The organism is Streptosporangiales bacterium (assembly GCA_009379825.1).
Lineage (GTDB): Bacteria > Actinomycetota > Actinomycetes > Streptosporangiales > WHST01 > WHST01.
This window is the reverse complement of record WHTA01000018.1, coordinates 51,271-70,477: the sequence shown is the minus strand read 5'-3', so window position 1 is coordinate 70,477 and position 19,207 is coordinate 51,271. Positions and strand designations below refer to the sequence as shown.

Here is a 19,207-nt window from a genome sequence, read left to right as displayed (position 1 = left end):
CCTCATCTGCCGACCAGACTCAGCGCGATGTCCGGGATGTAGGTCACGAGTGCGAGCGCGAGCAGCAGCACGCATGCCCAGGGGACCGCGGCACGCGCGACACGGAGAACCGGCATTCCCGATATCCCGCTGGCCACGAAGAGGTTGATTCCCAGCGGCGGGGTAATGGCGCCGATCTCGAAGTTCATGACGATGATGATTCCGAAGTGGACGGGGTCGACTCCCAACTTCATGGCTATCGGGTACAGGATCGGCGCAAGGATCAGGATGGCACCGATGGCATCCATGAAGACACCCACCGCAATGAACAGCAGGTTGACCATCAGGAGGAAGAGCCAGGGCGAGAGGTCGAGGTCGATCAGAAATGCCGCTATCTTGCCCGGGATCCGCTCGAGCGACAGCACGAACGTGAACAGGATGGCGTTCGCTATGATGAACATGACCATGGCCGACATGCGGGCCGAACGCACCAGAATCGCGCCGACGTCCTTGAAGCTGATCTCCCGGTAAACGAACTTCGATACCACGAAGGTGTAGCAGACAGCCATCGCCGCAGCCTCGGTCGGCGTGAAGATGCCTCCATAGATCCCGCCGAGCACGAAGATCGGGAGCAGCATCCCGAGAAAGGCGTCACGCAGTGCCTTCACCCGCTCCGATCTGCTGATCGAGAGTGTGTCGGCGGCCAGCTTGCGTCTCCACGCCAGGAATATGACAAGCGCGATGAGCAAGACACCAGTGAGGAGCCCAGGCACCACCCCGGCCAGGAAGAGGTCCCCGATACTCGTCTCGGTGACGACGCCGTACACGATCAAGGGCACGGAAGGCGGGATCAGGATGCCGAGCCCGCCGCTGGTGGCGACGAGTCCGGTCGAGAAAGGCTTGGGGTAGCCGGCTCGGATCATGCTCGGTATGAGGAGCGTACCGACGGCCACCACCGTCGCAGCGCTGGAGCCCGAGATGGCAGCGAAAAAGATGCAGCTCGCAACCGCTGTTACGCCGAGGCCGCCGGGAAAGCGACCGACCACAGCGTTCGCCGCTGCCACCAATCGTCGCGCGATCCCACCTTCGACCATCAGGTTGGCGGCCAGGATGAAGAACGGTATCGCCATCAGCGGAAACGAGTTGATCCCATTGAACAACGTGTCGCTGATCTGCGGCATCGGCAGCGTCGTGAAGTAGAAGATGTAAAGGAGCGTGGTGAGTCCCAGCGCAATGGAGATGGGCACCGAGGTCAGGAGGAGGAGAAAGAGAGTCACGAACAGCGCGATCGCGGAGAACTCCATCAGCGCACGTCCTCCCCGTGCTCCTCCTTCTCCGCTTCGGGCCTACCTCGCCCGTATCGGAGGACGCGGTACACCATCTCCAGCGCGCGTGCGAACATCAGCGTGAGACCAACTGGCAACGCCAGCTGAACGACCCAGATCGGCATCTTCATCGCAGGCGTGACCAGATTCTGCGACGAAGTCTCAGTGATCATCGACCAGCCGAGCACTGCGAACACTCCACAGTAGAGAGCCACGAGCAGACCGGCCACGGCGGCCAGAACCCTTCTTCCACGCTCCTTGAGAATCACCGTGAAGAGGTTCACGCCCACGTGTTCATTGTGGCGCAGCGCTACGACGGCTCCGACAAATGTGGAGAGAATGACCAGATAGATGACCACCTCCTCCGACCAGAAGATGATCTCGTTGAATCCGTAACGCAGAACCACTTGTACTATCGCTACGACGGCGGCGCCCCCGATCGCCCCTCCGGCAATGCCGTTCTCGATCCACGTCAAGACCCGATCGAACCGGGACATGGCGCCTCCATTGCAGTGCAGTACACCGCTCGCTCGGGTTGAGCGAGGCCCTAGCTCTACCGGCTCAGCAGCTCATCGATGATGTCTTCACCTATGACGTCGGCAAACTCGTTCCAGACGCTGGGAACGACGGCGTCCTTGAAGACCTTCCGTTCCTCGGCCGACAGCTCGATGATCTCAGTGGTGCCAGCGTCTTCGATGTCTTTCCTGGCCTTTTCGTTCACCTTGTCCGCTATCTCCCGGTTGTAGGTGGAAGCCTCGGCCGCGGCGTCCACGACTGCCTTCTGAAGATCGTCGGGCAGCTTCTCGAAGAACTTGTTGTTGATCGCGAGTGGATAGGTCAGATAACCGTGCTCCGACACCGTCAGATACTTCTGGACCTCGTGGAATCGCTCGGCCTCGATGTTGGAGTAAGGGTTGAACTGCCCGTCCACGGTCCCTTGCTGCAAAGCGGTGAACACCTCTGCGAAGTCCATGGGTGTGGTCTTTGCTCCCCACTTCTTCCAGCATGCCTGGATGAGGTCCGAGGGGGTGATGCGGATGCGCTGTCCACGCAGATCGTCCGGGGTTCGTACAGCCTTGTTCGAGGTTATCTGGTACAGGCCGTTGTCCCAGAGGCCCAGTACCTTGATGTTGTTGTCGGCGAGATCCTTGTTCGTGTAGATGCTCTTGCCCACCGAAGAGTCCCGCGCCGTTATCTTTGGTACGTCGGCGCTGCCGTCGACGAGGAAGGGCAAGTCGAGCACCAGGAGCTGCGGTGCGATGTCCGTGAGCTTCGAGCTCGCCGGCGCGATCATCTCCACGCCCCCGCTCTTCAGCGCCTTCAGCTCGTCCGGGTCACCGTAGAGCTCCGAGTTGGGGTGTACCTCGACGGTAATCCGCCCGTCTGTGCTCTTTTCGAGGACTTCCTTGAACTTCAGGGATGCCTTGCCTTTGGGCGTCTTCGGTGTGACGACGTGGGACAGCCGAATGGTGAACTCGCCGGCGGCGTCCTGGCCCGCGCCCCGAGCACCACATCCTGTCGTGCCAAGTAGCGCCGCCCCGGCAGCCCCGGCGCCGAGCTTCAGGAAGTCTTGGCGGGTGAGACGGGCTGGATTCCTCTTCATACTTCCTCCAAGCAAGCTTGTCCGCTAGCTGCTCGCCCCCGCCGCCGCGCTCAAAGCAGCCAATGCGGCCGCTGGGATGACCTGACAGGCCGGGCGGTGAGCGCGGTGGGCATGCGACGAACTCCTCTCCGCTCCAACCATGTCGTCGACTCATGTCGCTGACATCGCCGGTGCTCTGCCGTCGCCTCTCGCTGCCGCGAAACGCTTCACCCGTACCAGGTCCCGTCCGCTATACGGAACAGACATCTACGCTACGGACGGGGTACATGCTGTCTTGAGTACGGCGGAACCGTCAAGACCTCCTTCGCAGTGATGCACGAAGTGTCGACAGCACTGCGATGGCAGGTCCATAATGGTCCTGGCACAGCCTCTGCTGGTGGCACTAGACAGTGCGCGCCAGTGCCACCGCATGGTCGACGACGCGGTCCAGGGAGTCTGCGGCGAAGCGGCCGGGCAGGCCGTAGAAGCGGTGCGCCTCCTGCACCTCGTAACCGCCGTAGGTGTACTCCTCGCGGGCGGGTAGGTAGCCGGGGCAGCCACCGGAGTAGCCGACGACGAAGATTACCCCGGTGTCGGCCAGCGCGGCGCGTACGGACAGCGCGGCCGCGGCGAACGGTTCGCCCGGCAGGGCCACCACACGCAGCTCGCCCCAGCGCAGTACCGTCACGGGGCCGGTCCAGTCCGAGTACGTGTCGACGCCGCGTGCCCAGCTCAGCCAGTGCTCGAGCAGCACCGCGCGGGTGGGCTCACAGCGCGCCAGCTCCGCCTCCCACCGTTGCGCCGCCCCCTGCAACTGCGCGGATGTGAACACATCGAGATCCAGCCGGACGTCGCCGCTCGCCGCGCGCACCTCACCAGGCAGGTGCCGGCACGGCGCGCTGGCTACTGTCGCCGCCACCAGGCGGCCGACCCGGCTCGCCTCGGCGAAGGTGCGGGTCGGCGACGCTGCCGTGCTGACCGACGCCTGTGCCGAGTGGCCGTGGTTGGCATCGCCGGCGCAGCCGGTGACGAACAGTGCGACCGCACCCGGATGGCAGGCCTCCAGCTCGGCACGCACGACACCCGGGTAGTCGGCTGTCCAGGAGGTGTTGTCCGCGCCGAGCACCACCGGATGGCAGGCGTACGACGCGACGGCCGCGAGTACATCGCCTGACTCGCTCGTGAACCAGGCAACCGGAACCAGCCCGTCCACCGGACCGTCGGGTCGCCGGCGGTTGCGGGCCACGCTGGGGTCGGCGCCGTACCCGGCCCGCAGCGTCGCCGGTTGCTGCCGCTCCAGTGCCCGTGCTAGCGCGGCGATGCACGTATCCACGACATCCGTCAGCCAGCCGGGGTCGGGGTCGTGCCCCAGCCGGCCTGGCATGCTGGCCGGACCGCCGTGGGTGTGGGTGGCGTGCACGACCACGCGGTCGGCCGGCAGTGGGCAACAGCGGCGCACCTCGGCGCACGTGTCCTCGTGCAGGCCGACGACGTCCACCGTGACGAGTGCGGTGTCGTCGACGCACACCGCGCGCACGGTGAGCGGGTCGTGCGTCCCTGTCGCCGGCGACGTACGGGCGGCGAATCCCGCCATCGGCGGTCCGGCAGGCGGCGTGACGTCCACGACCGCGGCGCCGACCCTCACGTGACCAGCCGCCCACTGCGCACTACGTCGACGAGAGCGAGCGTCTCTTCGCTCGGCGACCAGGTGAACCTGACCAGGTCGGCCGGGTCGCCGGGTCGCAACGTACCGCGCCCGCCCGCGAACCGGCCGGGCAGCGACGTCGCCATCCGGACGGCGTCGGCAAGGCCCAACCTGCCGAGACGCACGGCGCCTGCGACTCCGTCCGCGAGCGTACGGGCCGCGCCGGCGAGGTACGGCGTACCGGCGACGGCGAGTCGACCGTCCGCGGAGAGCTCGACGGTCCCGCCCACTGGCGTCGAGTACGTGCCGGGCGCCAGCCCGCCGAGCGCGGCGGAGTCGGACACCAGGAAGCTGCGCTCGACGCCCTTCGCGCGCACCATGGCGGTCAGCGTGTCCGCCGGAAGGTGGTGGCCGTCGGCGATGAACCCGGCGGACAGCCGGTCGTCCGCGAGCTGGGTCCAGAGGTGGTTCGGGTGCCGCGCCAGCACGCCGTCCGCACCGTTCCCGAGGTGCGTCGACAGCACCGCGCCTGCGTCGGCGACCGCGGTGACCTGATGCGGTTCCGCGCGGGTGTGCCCGATCGACACCCACACACCCGCGGCGGTCAGTGCCCGCGTGTACGCAACCGCACCGTCGTAATGCGGCGACAGCGTCACCATCCCCACGACACCGGAGGCCGCCTGCTGCCACCGCTCGAACTCCGCGACGTCGGGCGGCCTGACGTGCTCGACCGGATGTGCGCCGCGCGGGCCGTCCTCCGGGCTGATGTGCGGCCCCTCGACGTGCGCGTACGGGATGGCCCGCGCGGTGTCCGGGTCGGCGGCGCGGGCGGCGGCGATGGCGCGCAACGACCTCACGATGGTGCTCGGACGCCGTGATCACCGTGGGGACGAACGTGGTGGTGCCGGCCCTGGCGAGGACGCGGCCGAGCTCGACGACCGTCTCCGCGGTGACGTCGACGCCGTTCACGTCGAACCCGCCGTATCCGTTGACCTGCAGGTCGACGAGCCCCGGTGCCAGCCAGCACTCCGCCGCGCTTGAGTCGGGCAAGGAACGGACGGCGGCGACGCGACCGTCGTCGACGGTCACCTCGCACAACCGGCCGGTCGCCGGGTCGCGGCCCCTTGTCCTCACAGCGTCCTGATCCTCGACCTGAACCCGTCCACGAACCTCGCGTTCGCCTCGTCGCCGCCTGGCGCGTTGCCGCTGCGCCACACCGGCGGCTGCACGCCGCGGCGCAGCAGCTCTTCCACCGTACGGATGAGCAGACAGTTCAGCGTGAACGCGTTCGTGAACGTTGACACCGCGGCGACCCGCTCCGTCATGCCGGGCACTTCCACGACGGCGTCGCCGACCGGCACCTTGCAGTCGACGGCTACGTCGACGAGGTCGTGCAGGTCGTGCCGCTGCGGGTGTCGCGCCGGGTGGTCGAGCGCGGTCTGCTCCGCATGCGCGTGCGAGCTGATGCCGATGAGCCGCACGCCGCGCTCCCGCGCCGTCAGGGCGGCGTCGATCAGCGCGGCGTTGATGCCGTACGCGTTGACGAGCACGAGCAGGTCGCCTTCGCCGAGGTCCCAGTCCTCGACGACGACACGGCCGTACTCCGGCGTCCGCTCGACGGCCATCGACCGCAGCGCACCGTTCGACAACAACGTGCCCTCGTCGAGGATTTGCCGCGAAGTGTATCAAACCGCCGGCGCGGAAGAACACCTCCTGCGCGGCGAGGTTGGAGTGCCCACCTGGCCCGTACACGTGCACCAGCCGGTCTGCGGCAACCTGGTCGGCGATGACCTCGGCCGCGCGCGCGAGCGCGTCCCGCTCCTCGCCTGCGATGCGGGCAAGGAGCGCGTGCACCGTCTCCAGGTACTGGTCGCACAGCTGGTCGGCGTCAGACGTCATCGGGTGCCGCCTCCTCGTCCAGGTACAGCATGCAGTCGGGATGGGTACGCAGCGCCGTGGCCGGGCACTGCGCACCGATCGGGCCGGTGAGAGCCTGCCGCACAGCATGCCGTTTGCCGCGACCTGGCACCATGCAGAACAGCCGGTCCGCCGCGAGCAGTCGCGGGACGGTGAGCGTGACCGCGGCGTGCGGCACCTCGTCGAGCGTGTCGAAGCACTCGTCGGTCACCTGCTGCATCCGGCACTCGTGGTCGAGCTCCACGACCTTCACGTCCAGCGGGTCGGCGAGGTCGGCGACCGGCGGGTCGTTGAACGCGAGGTGCCCGTTGACGCCGATGCCGATGCATACCACGTCGATCGGCGCCTCGGCGAGCAGCTCCGCGTACCGCCGCGCGCAACCGTCCGGGTCGGTGCCTGGCTCGATCAGATGCGCGGCGCGCAGCGGCACGTGGTCGAAGAACGTGTGGCGCAGCCAGTTGCCGAACCGTTCCGGGGCCTCGGGCGACAGCTCGAGGTACTCGTCCATGTGGAACGAGGTGACCCGGGTCCAGTCGATACCCGGCTCGTCGCGCAGTCGCAGCAGCGTCTCCTGCTGGCTTGGCGCAGCGGCGAGCACCATGCGCACCTGCTCCTGGCCGGCGAGCCGCTGCCTGATCTCGGCGGCGACGTCGTGCGCCGCGACCCTGCCGAGCTCGTCCCTGTCGGCGAGCACCCGCACTCGCGGGGACTGCAGGGTGGCTTCCCCCGTCATCGAACCTCCGTCGTCTCGTCGTGCAACATCTGGACGAGCAGCAGCAGTGCCCTCGCCACGTGGAACGGGTCCTTCACCGGCAGCGCCACGGTCTCCGCCAACGGCTCTCCCCTGCGGTTCCTGATCTGCACCCACTCCTGCCCCGGGCCCGCCGGGAAGGTGCCGAACGTGTACGCGCGCAGCCGCTCGTGCCACTCCCACAGGCCAAGCAGGGCGGTGGTGTAGAGCGCTTCGGCGTGCGGCCACCACAGCTTGATGTCCCAGGTACGAATCACCAGGGCCTCGTACCCGTCATCGGTCCTGGCACCGCGCGGCTCGCCACCGTCGCGGTCTGTGTACCTCAGCAGGCCGCCGTGTGTGGTGTCCCAGCCGAGTGTCAGGGCGTGCGCGGCGACGTCGGCCAGGTCCGCCGGTAGCCAGCCGTCGACCAGGTCACCGGCGTGGTGCAGGAACCACAGCGCTTCGAGCACGTGCCCCGGCGTGCGGTGCCTGGTGAGCAGGCCACCGGCCGGTCCTGGCATCTCCACGATGTCGGCGCCGTCGCGGAACGTACGGGCGACCTCGGCCGCCGCGTCGCGCACCACGTCCGCGGACGCTGCGGAGCCGGTGGCGCGGTGCACGTTCTCGCCGACACCGACGAGGATCATCGGCAGTGCGAACGACCGGTGTCCCTGCGGCACCGGGTACGGCTCGGCACGGTAGCTGCCCGCACGGATCCGCTCCGCCGCCGAGGCAAGCACGTCGTCGGCGAGCTCACCCCACGCCGGGTCGCCGAGCCGTGCGACCCCGGCGAAGCCGAGCGCGGCGAACAGGTCGGCGAACACACTCAGGTGCTCACCCGGCGTGCCCTGCCTGTCAGTCACGTACGCGCTGGTGCCGTCGGGCAGCAACGCGTGCCGCATGACGAACTCGGCGGTACGCACCGCCGTGTCGCGGTACGGCTGCGGGTCGACGTCCAGCACACCCTCGTCCGCAGCGCGTGCCACCGCGGTCGCGAGCCACGCCCACCGGCCCTGCGACCAGGTGTACTTGTCCGTCGAGACCAGTCGCTCGCCGGCGTTGTCCCAGCAGGTGAGCACGCCACCATGGTCGGGGTCAGGACCGTTCGCGAGCCACCACGCGAGCACGTCGTCGCACAGGTGCCGCTGGTACGTCTCCCGCAGCGCGCGGAGGTCAGCCACTCGTCGCAGCCTCGACCGGTTCCGGCTTCGCGGCGGCGGCCTCGTCGCTCGACAGGGCGTCCACGATCGCGTCGGAGTCCGCGTCGTGCCACGGCCGCACTGCGCCGAGCACGACGAAGACCACGAGCGCCACGAGGACCGGCCCTGCGACGGAGATGGCCGTCACCATGTCCGGCGCGAGCGCGGCGATCGCACCCTTGAGCACGAAGTTGATGAGCACGAACACCGCCACACCGGCCGCCCAGGACGAGATCGCCGCGCTCGGACCGCACCGGCGGAACACCGGCAGCATGCCGAACAGCATCGGCACCGCGATCGGCCCGACGAGGCCGCCGAACCACAGGATGATCAGGCCGAGCACACCGCCGAAGCTGTCCGCCGTCAACGCGATCACCATGCTCGCCGCGATGAACGTGAACACCGAGACCCGGCCGAGGATCAGCTCGGCACGCGACGTCATCCGCTTCGCACCCTTCCACAGCGCGGGCACGATGTCCCTCGTCACCACCGACGAGATGGCGTTCGCGTCGGACCCCGTCATCGCCATCGTGTGCGAGAAGAGGCCGGCGAGCACGAGTCCGACCAGACCGTCGGGCAGCAGGTCCTGGGTCAGCAACGCGTAGGACTGCTCCGGGTCGTCCAGGTTCGGCAGCAGCAGCGGCGCCGCCCACATCGGGAAGAACATCACCAGCGGCCACACCAGGTAGAGACCCGCGGAGAACAGCGCCGCCCGCTTGGCGGCCGAGCCGGTCGGCGCGGCGATGAAGCGCTGCGCGAGGTTCCAGGTGCCGCCGTTGTACGAGAGCGTGTTGATGATCAGGTAGGCGCCGACGAACAGCACCGTGTACTGGCCGTTGAACGGCGCCGCGTGCCCTTCAGGCAGCCGGTCCCACACCGTCCACAGCGACGAAACGCCGCCGAGCGTGGTGAGCGTCGCGACGAACAGCACGATGCCGGCGACGAGCTGGATGAGGAACTGCCCCAGGTCGGTGAGCGCGTCCGCCCACAGGCCGCCGATGGTCGAGTAGACAAGCGTGACGCCGCCGGTCAGCAGTACGCCCCACACCAACGGCACACCGGCGAACACGTTCAACAGCAACGCGATGGCGGTCCACTTCGCGCCGACGTCGAACACCTTCAGCACCGTCCCGCTCCAGGCGAGCAGCTGCTGCGTCGGCAATCCGTACCTCACCCGCAGGTACTCGAGCGGCGAGATGATGCCGAGCCGCTGCCGCAGCCGCGGCCAGCGGGGCGCGAACAGGAACGACCCGGCGATCATCGCGAACGTGATGCCGATCGCCCACCACACGTAGAGCACGAACCCTTCGGTGTACGCGATCGCCGCGTAGCCGACGAAGACGGCCGAGCTGTACCCGGACATGTGGTGGGAGATCCCGGACAGCCACCACGGCATCTTGCCGCCGGCGGTGAAGAAGTCGCTCGCGTCGCGGATCCGTGCCTTGGCCCACAGCCCGATACCGAGCATGACCAGGAAGTACCCACCGACGACCGACCAGTCGAGTGTGCTCATCTCATCGCTCCCGCACCCGCGAAGGTGGCACCCCGCCTGCTAGCGGCGCGCCGGACTGGAGCCAGAGACTGGTGTGCAACCGGTTGCATGTCAACCACCACTCCCCTGCCGCCAGTTTCGTTGCGGAGGCGGATGTGCACACACTCGGGCGGTCCAGGCGCCTGATCGGCTAACCTCGGCGTGCAACCGCTTGCACCACCGAGGAGCACGATGGGCCGCCCGACGATCTACTCCATCGCGAAGGCGTGCGGGGTCTCCGCGTCCACGGTGTCGCGCGCCTTCAACAAGCCGCACGTGATCAGCGACGCGGTACGTGCGCGCATCCTCGCCGTCGCCGCGGAGATGGACTACCGGCCGAACCCGGCGGCCCGCGGCCTGGTCACCGGACGCACCGACATGCTCGGGTTGTTGGTCCCCGACATCACCAACCCGTTCTTCCCGCCGATCGTGCGCGCCATCCAGCAGACCGCCTGGGAGATCGGCTACTCGGTGCTGCTCGTCCACGCGGACGAGTCGACGGTGGCCGAGCCGCGACTGATGCGCCGGCTCCGCGGTCACGTGGACGGGCTCATCCTCTGCTCGCCGCGAACCCCGCCCAAGGCACTGCGCGAGGCGACCGAGGGCATCCCGACCGTGCTGATCAACCGGGTGCTGCCCGGCCTGCCCGCGGTGGTGTGCGACGACAGCACCGCGTTCGTCGAGGGTGGCCGGCACCTGCAGGAGCTCGGCCACCGTACGGTCGCGCTGCTGCGCGGCCCCGCTGCGTCCTGGGTCGCAGCACAGCGGGCGAACGCCGTACGGGGCTGGGCCGGCGAGTCTGGCACGGAGCTGATCGAGCTCGGCCCGTTCACCGCGTCGTTCGACGGCGGCGTGACGGCGGCGCAGGCCCTGCTCGACACACCCGCGACCGCGGCGTTCGCGTTCGACGACCTGATGGCCTGCGGTCTGCTCGCCGAGCTGGCCAGGCACGGCCTGACCGTCCCCGGCCACACCAGCGTCATCGGCTGCGACGACGTGCTGCTCGCCAGCACGGCGACCCCGAGCCTCACCACGGTCACCGCCATGCCGGAGGAGATCGGCGCGACCACCGTGACACTGCTGCGCCGTGAGATCACCGGCGCAACCCGGGCGGCGAAGGTCGTCAGGTACGACGGTGAGTTCACCGTCCGTGCGTCTACCGGGCCGCCTGCCCCGGCCCGCGTCCGTCGGTGAGGCGGTAGAGCAGCTCGCCGGCCTTGGGGATCACGAGCGTGTCCGGGTCGCCGGTCAGCGCGCCCACGTCGGACAGCGGACGCCACGACAGGTTCACCGCCTCGCACTCCTCGCGGCCGATGCCGGTGGCGAGGGTGACCGCGATCCGGCAGCGTTCCACGCCCGCCGCTGCGTCGTACGTGCCGGCGCCGCGCAGGTGCGTGGAGTGGGCGAGCACACCGCGCGGGACGTCGGCGAACGACGGCAGCTGCGCCAGGAAGTAGTCGCGACAGTGGTAGCCGATGCGACGCAGGTGCTCGTCGTGCGTCACGGAGAACGTGGCGATGTGCGGTGCGACGATGACGACCTCGCCGCCGTCGGCGACGACGGGCTCCACCTTGTACATGCCCTTCGCCGCGGTCCAGATGTCGTCGTACATCGACGGCATGACCGACACCACCCGGTGCACGGGACGGTCGAGGTAGCGCACGTGCACGTGTGCCGACAGCTCGGCTGCCGCGGCCCACGCGTCGTCGCAGCCGCCGACGTAGACACCGTGCACGCCCATGCCCGCGCCGTGGTGGTCCGGCGCGACCACCGTGGCAGCGCACAGCCGGCGCAGTGGGAGGTACGCGGCGGCACGGTCGACGAGCGCGCGAACCGGTGTGGTTCCCGGGGTTCCGATGATCTCCGCGGACGTCAGCAGCGCGCCGAGCCAGTGCGACACGTCGATGACCTCGGGCCCGGAGATGCCGGGGAAGAAGTACTTGTTGCCGCCGGAGAAGCCGACCACCTCGTGCGGGAACACCGGGCCGAGCACGAGCGCTGCGTCGTACTCGGTCACCAGCCGGTTGACCCGGACGGGGACGTCCGCGGCGAGCATGCCGTTCGACAGCGCCGCGAGCTCGTCCGCGGGGATCCTGCCGAGGTCGACGAATGCCGCGGGATCCGCCCACTCGTGGTTGTGGAAGGTCACGTCCGGATAGCGCCCGGCGAGTGCGGACGCGTCGGCGAAACCGAACCTGGCGGCGATCTGGCCGGGCGTCATCGGCTGGTGCGTACCGAGCGCGACGAGGACGTCGACCGTGGCGGCGCGGCCGGCGAGCGTGTCGTGGACGGTGGCGAACAGCTCGCCGAGCGGCACCGACCTGGTGGCGTCCGGCACGACCACGAGGACGCGCTCGCCGTCGAGACCGAGCTTGACGACGCCGTCGGCCAGCGTGTCGAGCACGAGCTCGTCGGCGAGCGGCGCGCTGCGGTCGCCGGCGCCGATCACCGCGCCTCCACGCGCTCGCACGCGTCGGCGACTGCGGCGACCAGATCGGTGTCGTCGGCGAGGTCGGACGCGATGACACCCAGGACACCGCGTGCGGCTGCGTCGGTGGCACCACCGGCGTCGGCTGCCAACTGCGACGCCAACGGGTCGACGACGTCCCCACCGGCACCGCGCAGGTGTGCGAGCCAGGCGCCGACAGCGAACACGGCGCCTGTCGGCAGCCGGCCGGCCGCACGCTCGGCGCGTACGACGGGCAGCACGCGGATCGGCAGCTTCTGCGAGCCGTCCATGGCCACCTGCTGCAGCAGGTGGCGTAGCGCAGGATTCGCGAAGCGCGACAGCAGTGCCTCGGTGTACGTGGCCAGCTCCGCCGCCGGCAGCGGCAGCTGGCCGCTCGCCTCGGCCCACCACCGCTCGACGTGCTCGCGGAGACCGTCCTCGGCCACCGCCTCCGCCATCGTGGCGTGGCCGTGCGCGAGGCCGGCGTACGCGAGCATGCTGTGTGCGCCGTTGAGCAGGTACAGCTTGCGCTGCTCGAACGGTTCGACGTCGGCGACGAACCGCGCGCCTGCCGCCTCCCAGCCCGGCCGACCCGCGGGGAACTCGCCGGCGAGCACCCACTCGGTGAACGGCTCGGTGACCACGGCGGCCTCGTCGACGAGGCCGAGACGCTCGCCGACGGCGTGCTTGTCGGCGTCGATGGTGGCGGGGGTGATCCGGTCGACGGTCGTCGAGACGAACCGGACCGACTCGTCCAGGTAGCTGGCGAGCGCCGGGTCGACCAGGTCGGCGAGCTCACGCATTACGGCATGCACCGTGGGCCCGTTCGCCGGCAGGTTGTCGCACGGCACGACCGCGATCGGTCCCGCGTCGGCGGCCCGCCTTGCCCGCAGGGCGGCGAGCAGCCGCGCCGGCGCCGTGTGCAGTGCGTCGCCACCGCTGCGCATGGTCTCGATGTCCGCGGCTACGGCGTCGTCAGCGACGTCGAGACCGCCGCCGGCGGCGCGCCGGTAGCCGGCCTCGGTGACGGTGAGCGTGACGACGCCGACCTGCGGGTCGGCCAGGTACCTGACCATCTCGTCCACGCGGCTGCCGTCATGCGCGGCGCTGATGCTGGTGACGACCTCGACCTCGTCGCCGTCCGCACCGCGTACGAGCAACCCGTACAAGCCGTTCTGCTCGGTGAGCCGGCGTCCGGCGTCGGGCCGGCGCCCGGTGAACGCCGCGATGCCGGCCTGCTCGGCGCCGGCGAGGTTGGCCCGGTGCGTGTACCAGGCCTGATGGGCCCGGTGGAACGCGCCGAGCCCGAGATGCACGACCCGGACGGGAGCCGGCGGCCCCGCCGCCGGCCAGGACGAACGGCTCAGCCCACGCAGCACGGTCGGTACCTCCTCGGCCGGTCGTACGGAATCCGCGTCGGTGGGTCGAGGCGGCCCGGCCATAGCCTAGACACTCGCCGGAGCACCCATGCCGTCGGCCGGGCGGCGACTAGCCGTGCAGGTCGGCGGCCACCCGGCGCCAGGCGTCCAGTGCGGTGTCGACGTCCGCGGGGGCTACGTCCCTGTGGGTGAGCATGCGCAGCTTGCCGGTCACGGTCGTCACCAGGACCCCCGCGTCGGCGAGCGCGTCGACCCAGTCCGCGAGCGGGCGGGCGGTGGCGGAGATGTCGACGAACACGATGTTCGTGCGCACACCGTCGAGGTCGACGGCGCTGGGCAGGATCTCCGCGACACCAACGGCTAGGCGGCGGGCGTTGGCGTGGTCCTCGTGCAATCGGCCCGGTCCTTCGTCGAGAGCGACCAGGCCGGCGGCGGCGAGCACACCGGCCTGCCGCCAGCCGGCGCCTAGGAGCACCTTGAGCCGGCGTGCCTCGGCGATGAAGTAGGTGTCGCCGACCAGCATCGAGCCGACCGGGGCGCCGAGCCCCTTGGACAGGCAGAACATCATCGCGTCGGCAGCAGCTGCGTAGTCGGCGACGGTCGTGCCGGTGACGGTGCACGCGTTGAAGATCCGCGCGCCGTCCAAGTAGAGCGGCACGTCATCGCCCGCGCACACCTTGGCGATCGCGCGCAGGTCGTCGAGGGCCATCGGCGTGCCACCGCCGACCTGGTGGGTGTTCTCCACGGTCACCAGGTCGACGACGGTCATGCCGTAAGGGTCGGGCACCAGTGCGTCCGCGACCTGCGCCGCCGTGAGCAGCCCGCGCGACGCGCCGCGCACCTTGCGGAACGCGACACCGGAGATGAGCGCCGTCGACGCCATCTCGTGGTCACCGGTGTGCGCCGTCTCCTCGCAGACGACGACGTGCCCGGACCGCGCGTACACGTGCATGGCGATCTGGTTGCACAGCGACCCGGTCGGCAGGAACAGCGCCGCCTGCTTGCCGGTGAGCTCGGCGACCCGTTCCTGCAGCCGAATGACCGTCGGGTCGTCCCCGAACAGGTCGTCCCCCACCTCGGCGTCGGCCATCGCCTGCCGCATCGCCGGTGACGGTCGCGTCACCGTGTCCGACCGCAGGTCCACGTGCCGTCCAGTCACGATCCGAGCTCCTCTTCAGCCGACTTCGGCGACAGTACCGTGACGACGCTGGAGTCGTCGGCCGCACCGAGGCCCGCGCGCTCGCCGAGCAGGTAGAGCTGCTGCGCAGCCGAGGCGAGCGGCAACGGGAGGTGCGCGTCCCTCGCGATGTCGGTGACGATGCCCAGGTCCTTGACGAAGATGTCCAGCCGGGAGCGGACCTCAGCGCCTGCACCGTAGGTCTCGGCCATGCGCGGGCCACGGTCGGCCAGCATGAACGAGGCGGCGGCGCCCTGCGAGAGCACATCCACCACGGTTGCCGGGTCGAGCTCCAGGCTGCGCGCCATCGCCACCGCCTCCGCGGCCGCGGCGATGTGCACCCCGGCGAGCAGCTGGTTGATGGCCTTGAGCGCCTGCCCGTCGCCGGGGCGCGGGCCGACCACCGTGATGTTGGACGCCAGCCGGTCCAACACCGGACGGACCGCGTCGAGCACCGCTGGGTCGCCACCGACGATAGCCAGCAGGTCGCCCGTGTCGGCACGGCCGGGGCCGCCGCTGATCGGCGCGTCCACGAGCACGAGCTCGCGCTCGGCCAGCTCCGCGGCCGTCTGCGTCGCCGCGGCCGGCCCAATGGTGCTGGTGAGTACGACGATGGCGCCCGGACGCAGCTGGCCGGCCGCGCCGTCGGCACCGAACAGCGCGTCCTCGACCTGCGCGTGGTCGCGTACGGCCAGCAGCACGATGTCCGCGTTCGCCGCCGCGGCGGCCGGGGTGTCAGCCGCAGTGACGCCCACGCTCGCGCTGCGCACGCGATCGACGTCGAACACCGTTACGGGGAACGTCTCGGCGAGGCGGCGGGCCATCGGCAGGCCCATCGCGCCGAGCCCGAGCACGGCGATCTTGGTTTGCTCGTCAGCGACAACGTGTTCCGGCATGTTCGTCCTCACGGGGTCGGGGTACCTGGGCCTCGCCCTCAGGCGTCCAGGACGATATCGGTGGTAGGGGTTGCGCAACAGGTGAGGCAGATGCCGTCGTCCACGTCGTCGGTGGCGGTGTGGTGGACGGAGCCTGACCTCAGGGGCACCGCGCAGCTCTCGCACTGCCCGACTCGGCATCCGCTCGGCAGCCGCAGGCCTACGCGCTGGGCGGCGTCGAGGAGGTAGCCGTCCTCGGCGTGCCAGGTCACGGCCTTCCCCGACTTGGCGAACCGCACCTGGTGGCTGCCCGCCACTGCCGGCGGTGCCGCCGCGGAGAACGCCTCGGTGAAGATGTCGAAGCCGGGGACGCCCCGCTCGCGCAGCCCCGTACGCAGGTCGCGCACCATCGCGTCCGGCCCGCACAGGTAGAACCTGGCGCGCTGGTCGAGCAGCTCGGCCGGGATCGACTCGGCAGTGATCCGGCCGTGGTGGTCGTAGTCGCGGCCGAGCACGTCGTCGGCGGCGGGACGGCTGTAGTACGTGACCACCTCGAGGCCGTCCACCTGCGCGGCCAGCTCGGCGAGCCGTCGCGCGAACAGGTGCCGCGCCCCGTTGCGCACGCCGTAGTACAGCGTGACCCGCGTCGGCTTCCCGGCCTCCCGCAACGCCTCGAGGAACGAGAGGAACGGTGTGCTGCCGACGCCACCCGCGACGAGCACCACCGGCAGGTCGGCGTCGACCGGGAGCGTGAAGCGGCCGGTCGGAGCACTCAGGTAGACGGTGTCGCCGACGTCGAGCGTGTCGTGCACATGTCCGGAGAACGCGCCGGCCGCCAACCGCTGGATGGTCACCCGGTACTCGTCGCCGTGCGGCGCGTCGGAGAGGGAGTAGTTGCGCTCCAGCGTGAGATCTCCGGCGTCGGAAGGGAGGCTCACCGTCACGTACTGGCCAGGCCGGTAGGCGGGCAGTCGACCACCGTCGGCAGCCCGCAGTGTCAGCGACAGAGCGTCGACCGCCTCGTCGTCGATGTCGACGACGGTGAACGCGCGTTGGCCGTCCCACCGGCTCTCCTCGTCGGGTGGTACGTCGAGACGCAGTTGGCAGGCGAACGACCGCAGTGGCTCCGAGCCGCTCACCGGGTCGACGTGGTCGGCGGCGATCAGGCCGTTGTAGTTCGAGCCGTCGCGCGACAGCGGGTCGTAGCCCGGCAGGCCGAGGTCGGGCTGCTCCTGCCACCAGCCGTGCTCCGCCATCACCACACCGGGGTGCAGGGTCTCGTCGAGCACCGCCTGGAACCGCGCGGAGCCGTGCCGCGTGGACACGCGCACCCAGTCGCCGTCGGCGACGTTCCTCGCCTCGGCGAGCACGGGGCTCAGCTCTACAGTGGGCTCAGGCGACTTGCGCCGCAGCGACGACACGCCGCGGTGCTGTGAGTGGCAGTATCGGCCGCTCTTCGCGCTACTGAGGACGAGCGGGAACGCGTCGCCAGGCGCGTCCGGTGGCTCGACGTACTCGGGCACCGCCGGGTAGCCGTGCCTGGCGAGCAGCGCCGAGTAGACCTCCACCCGCCCGGTCTCGGTGTCGAACCCGCGCACGGCGCCGTGCTCGTCGACGGCGGCGAACCCGCGTTCGCGCTGCGGCTGCGGGAAGGAGATGCCCTGCGGCGCCGCCCGCAGGTCGTCCACGTCGATGCCGAGCGGTGCGAGCATGTGGTTCCAGCCCGCCTCGATGTCGCCGTCGAAGAACGCGCCGCCCATGCCCAGCCGTTCGGCCAGACCGACGACGATCTCGGCGTCGGAACGCGCGTCGCCGACCGGCGGGATCATCCGCGGTCGGTGCTGTGCCAGCTCGCCGGCCGCCGCACTGATGTCGAAGCCGACGCGCACCGCCTCACGCTCCCACGGGGTGGTCACGGGGAGCACGATGTCCGCGTACTGTGCGCTGGGGTTCAGGTAGAGGTCGGCGTGCACGGCGAACTCGACCCGTTCCAACGCCTGCCGGCTCTGCTGCGGATCCGCGTGCGAGAGCAGCAGGTTCGTCCCGAAGCTCAGCAACGCGCGCACGGGGTACGGGCGGTGCTCGAGGATGGCCAGGCTCAGGTCGTTCACCGTCACCCAGCCGTGCCGCGCCGGTCCGAGCGGACGCTCGTCGAGCCCGAGTGCCAAGGCCTGCTGCTCGGGTGCCAGCTGGTCGAAGCTGGTCAGCGGGTTCACCGGCGGTCTCGCATAGTTGCGGTTCCCGCCGACCGCGTCGTAGGCGCCGGTCAACGCGTACAGCAGCGAGATCGCGCGATCGGTCTGGGTGGCGCCGGTGTGCTGGCCGACGCCTGACCACGAGTAGTACGCGACGCTACCCGCCTCGGCCAGGTCGCGCGCGAGTCCGCGCACCTCCGACCGCGGCACCCAGGTGACCTGCTCGACCCGCTCCGGCGTCCACGGCTCGCACGCGGCGGCGTAGTGGTCGAACGCCGGCCGACACGCCACCGTGCCGTCGTCGGACGAGACCTCCACGGTGCCGCGCAGGCGCAGGGCGTCCGGCCGCACCGAGCCCGGATGGCGCGGGTCGTAGCCGACCGCGCCGAGCGTCTCGTCGTACACGACGAACGCACCGGCGGGATCGCGCAGGAACTCCCCTGTGTCGCAGCGCACCAGGTACGCGGCGTTCGTCCAGCGCCTGAGGAAGTCGTCGTCCTGGCCACCGATGGCGAGCAGCTCCCGTGCCACCCCGAGGGCCAGCGCGGCGTCGGTGCCGGGCCGCACCCGCAACCAGCGGTCCGCGCCGAGCCCCGACCCCGCGTTGCGGGGGTCGACGACCGCGACCCGCGCACCCCGCAGCTTCGCCTCCGCGATCGCCGTCGACTGCGACAGCCACACCCTCGCCGGGTTGTGGCCCCAGAGCAGCACCAGGTCGGTGTGCGCGTAGTCGGGCGTGGCCAGCGCCTGGCCGAACGTGAACGCGTGCGCGAAGTCCTTGTGCCAGTTGCAGATCTCCGTGGCGTACGCGATGTTCGGGCTGCCGTAGAGCCGGATGAACCGCTCCACCCAGTCGATCGAGTCCGACATGGAGGTGCCGCTCGGGCTGGTCAACGCGAACGCGACGGACTCAGGCCCGTCCTCCCTGCCGATCCGGTCGAGCCGGCCGGCGATCTCCGCCAGCGCGGTGTCCCAGTCGACCTCCACCCAGCCAGGATCGGCGGCGCTCTTGGGCGCGGTACGGCGCATCGGCCTGCGCAGCCGTCGCGGACCGTGCGCGATCTCCGGCGCCGCTCGGCCCTTCGGGCACAGCGCACCACCGGTCGGATGCCACGGCGCGGGCTCGACGCCCACCAGCCGGTCGCCTGCGACCTCGTACACCGCACCACAACGGGACCTACACAGCGTGCAGTACCCGTTCCGCTTCTCCACCGGCATCCC

The 19,207-nt window shown here is 70.2% G+C and carries 13 protein-coding genes and 2 pseudogenes; 1 reads left to right on the top strand and 14 read right to left on the bottom strand.

All coding sequences use genetic code 11. The features are described 5' to 3' along the window. Positions 1-2: 2 nt before the first annotated feature. From GEV07_11950 to GEV07_11910, 9 genes and pseudogenes are all read right to left on the bottom strand, one after another. Positions 3-1,283: a TRAP transporter large permease subunit gene (locus GEV07_11950; protein MQA03395.1), complete on the bottom strand. Its 1,281-nt coding sequence runs from the start codon at positions 1,281-1,283 to the stop codon at positions 3-5. Then, positions 1,283-1,801: a TRAP transporter small permease subunit gene (locus GEV07_11945; protein ID MQA03394.1), complete on the bottom strand. Its 519-nt coding sequence runs from the start codon at positions 1,799-1,801 to the stop codon at positions 1,283-1,285. Before GEV07_11945 ends, GEV07_11950 begins: the two co-directional genes overlap by 1 nt. 56 nt (positions 1,802-1,857) lie before the next feature. Then, positions 1,858-2,907: a DctP family TRAP transporter solute-binding subunit gene (locus GEV07_11940; GenBank protein MQA03393.1), complete on the bottom strand. Its 1,050-nt coding sequence runs from the start codon at positions 2,905-2,907 to the stop codon at positions 1,858-1,860. Between the two features lie 382 nt (positions 2,908-3,289). Then, positions 3,290-4,531, bottom strand: coding sequence for an alkaline ceramidase (locus GEV07_11935; GenBank protein ID MQA03392.1), 1,242 nt, complete (start codon positions 4,529-4,531; stop codon positions 3,290-3,292). Continuing rightward, positions 4,528-5,665, bottom strand: a pseudogene (locus GEV07_11930) (N-acetylglucosamine-6-phosphate deacetylase). Before GEV07_11930 ends, GEV07_11935 begins: the two are co-directional and overlap by 4 nt. Next, positions 5,662-6,430, bottom strand: a pseudogene (locus GEV07_11925) (sugar isomerase domain-containing protein). Before GEV07_11925 ends, GEV07_11930 begins: the two co-directional pseudogenes overlap by 4 nt. Then, positions 6,420-7,181 carry a glucosamine-6-phosphate deaminase gene (locus tag GEV07_11920; protein MQA03391.1) on the bottom strand — a complete coding sequence of 254 codons (762 nt, stop codon included), beginning with the start codon at positions 7,179-7,181 and terminating at the stop codon, positions 6,420-6,422. Before GEV07_11920 ends, GEV07_11925 begins: the two are co-directional and overlap by 11 nt. Next, positions 7,178-8,344: an N-acylglucosamine 2-epimerase gene (locus GEV07_11915; GenBank protein MQA03390.1), complete on the bottom strand. Its 1,167-nt coding sequence runs from the start codon at positions 8,342-8,344 to the stop codon at positions 7,178-7,180. Before GEV07_11915 ends, GEV07_11920 begins: the two co-directional genes overlap by 4 nt. Positions 8,345-8,354: 10 nt before the next feature. Beyond that, positions 8,355-9,893, bottom strand: a complete 1,539-nt coding sequence (locus GEV07_11910) for a Na+:solute symporter (GenBank protein MQA03389.1) — start codon at positions 9,891-9,893, stop codon at positions 8,355-8,357. A gap of 210 nt (positions 9,894-10,103) precedes the next feature. Here GEV07_11910 and GEV07_11905 point away from each other — a divergent pair, with 210 nt between their 5' ends. Further along, positions 10,104-11,105, top strand: a complete 1,002-nt coding sequence (locus tag GEV07_11905) for a LacI family DNA-binding transcriptional regulator (GenBank protein MQA03388.1) — start codon at positions 10,104-10,106, stop codon at positions 11,103-11,105. On the opposite strand, the gene GEV07_11900 is transcribed toward GEV07_11905, so the two are convergent. From GEV07_11900 to GEV07_11880, 5 genes are read right to left on the bottom strand one after another with little or no spacing between them, the layout of a single operon-like run. Next, positions 11,068-12,381, bottom strand: a complete 1,314-nt coding sequence (locus GEV07_11900) for a DUF2088 domain-containing protein (GenBank protein ID MQA03387.1) — start codon at positions 12,379-12,381, stop codon at positions 11,068-11,070. The genes GEV07_11905 and GEV07_11900 overlap by 38 nt on opposite strands. Continuing rightward, on the bottom strand, positions 12,357-13,802 hold the full coding sequence (locus GEV07_11895) for a mannitol dehydrogenase family protein (GenBank protein MQA03386.1): 1,446 nt from the start codon (positions 13,800-13,802) through the stop codon (positions 12,357-12,359). Before GEV07_11895 ends, GEV07_11900 begins: the two co-directional genes overlap by 25 nt. 46 nt (positions 13,803-13,848) lie before the next feature. Continuing rightward, positions 13,849-14,841 carry a low specificity L-threonine aldolase gene (locus tag GEV07_11890; GenBank protein ID MQA03385.1) on the bottom strand — a complete coding sequence of 331 codons (993 nt, stop codon included), beginning with the start codon at positions 14,839-14,841 and terminating at the stop codon, positions 13,849-13,851. A gap of 53 nt (positions 14,842-14,894) precedes the next feature. Beyond that, the gene (locus GEV07_11885) at positions 14,895-15,812 is read right to left on the bottom strand and encodes an NAD-binding protein (protein ID MQA03384.1); all 918 of its coding nucleotides are present in this window, start codon (positions 15,810-15,812) and stop codon (positions 14,895-14,897) included. 38 nt (positions 15,813-15,850) lie between these two features. Further along, positions 15,851-19,204 carry a molybdopterin-dependent oxidoreductase gene (locus GEV07_11880; GenBank protein ID MQA03383.1) on the bottom strand — a complete coding sequence of 1,118 codons (3,354 nt, stop codon included), beginning with the start codon at positions 19,202-19,204 and terminating at the stop codon, positions 15,851-15,853. Positions 19,205-19,207: the final 3 nt, after the last annotated feature.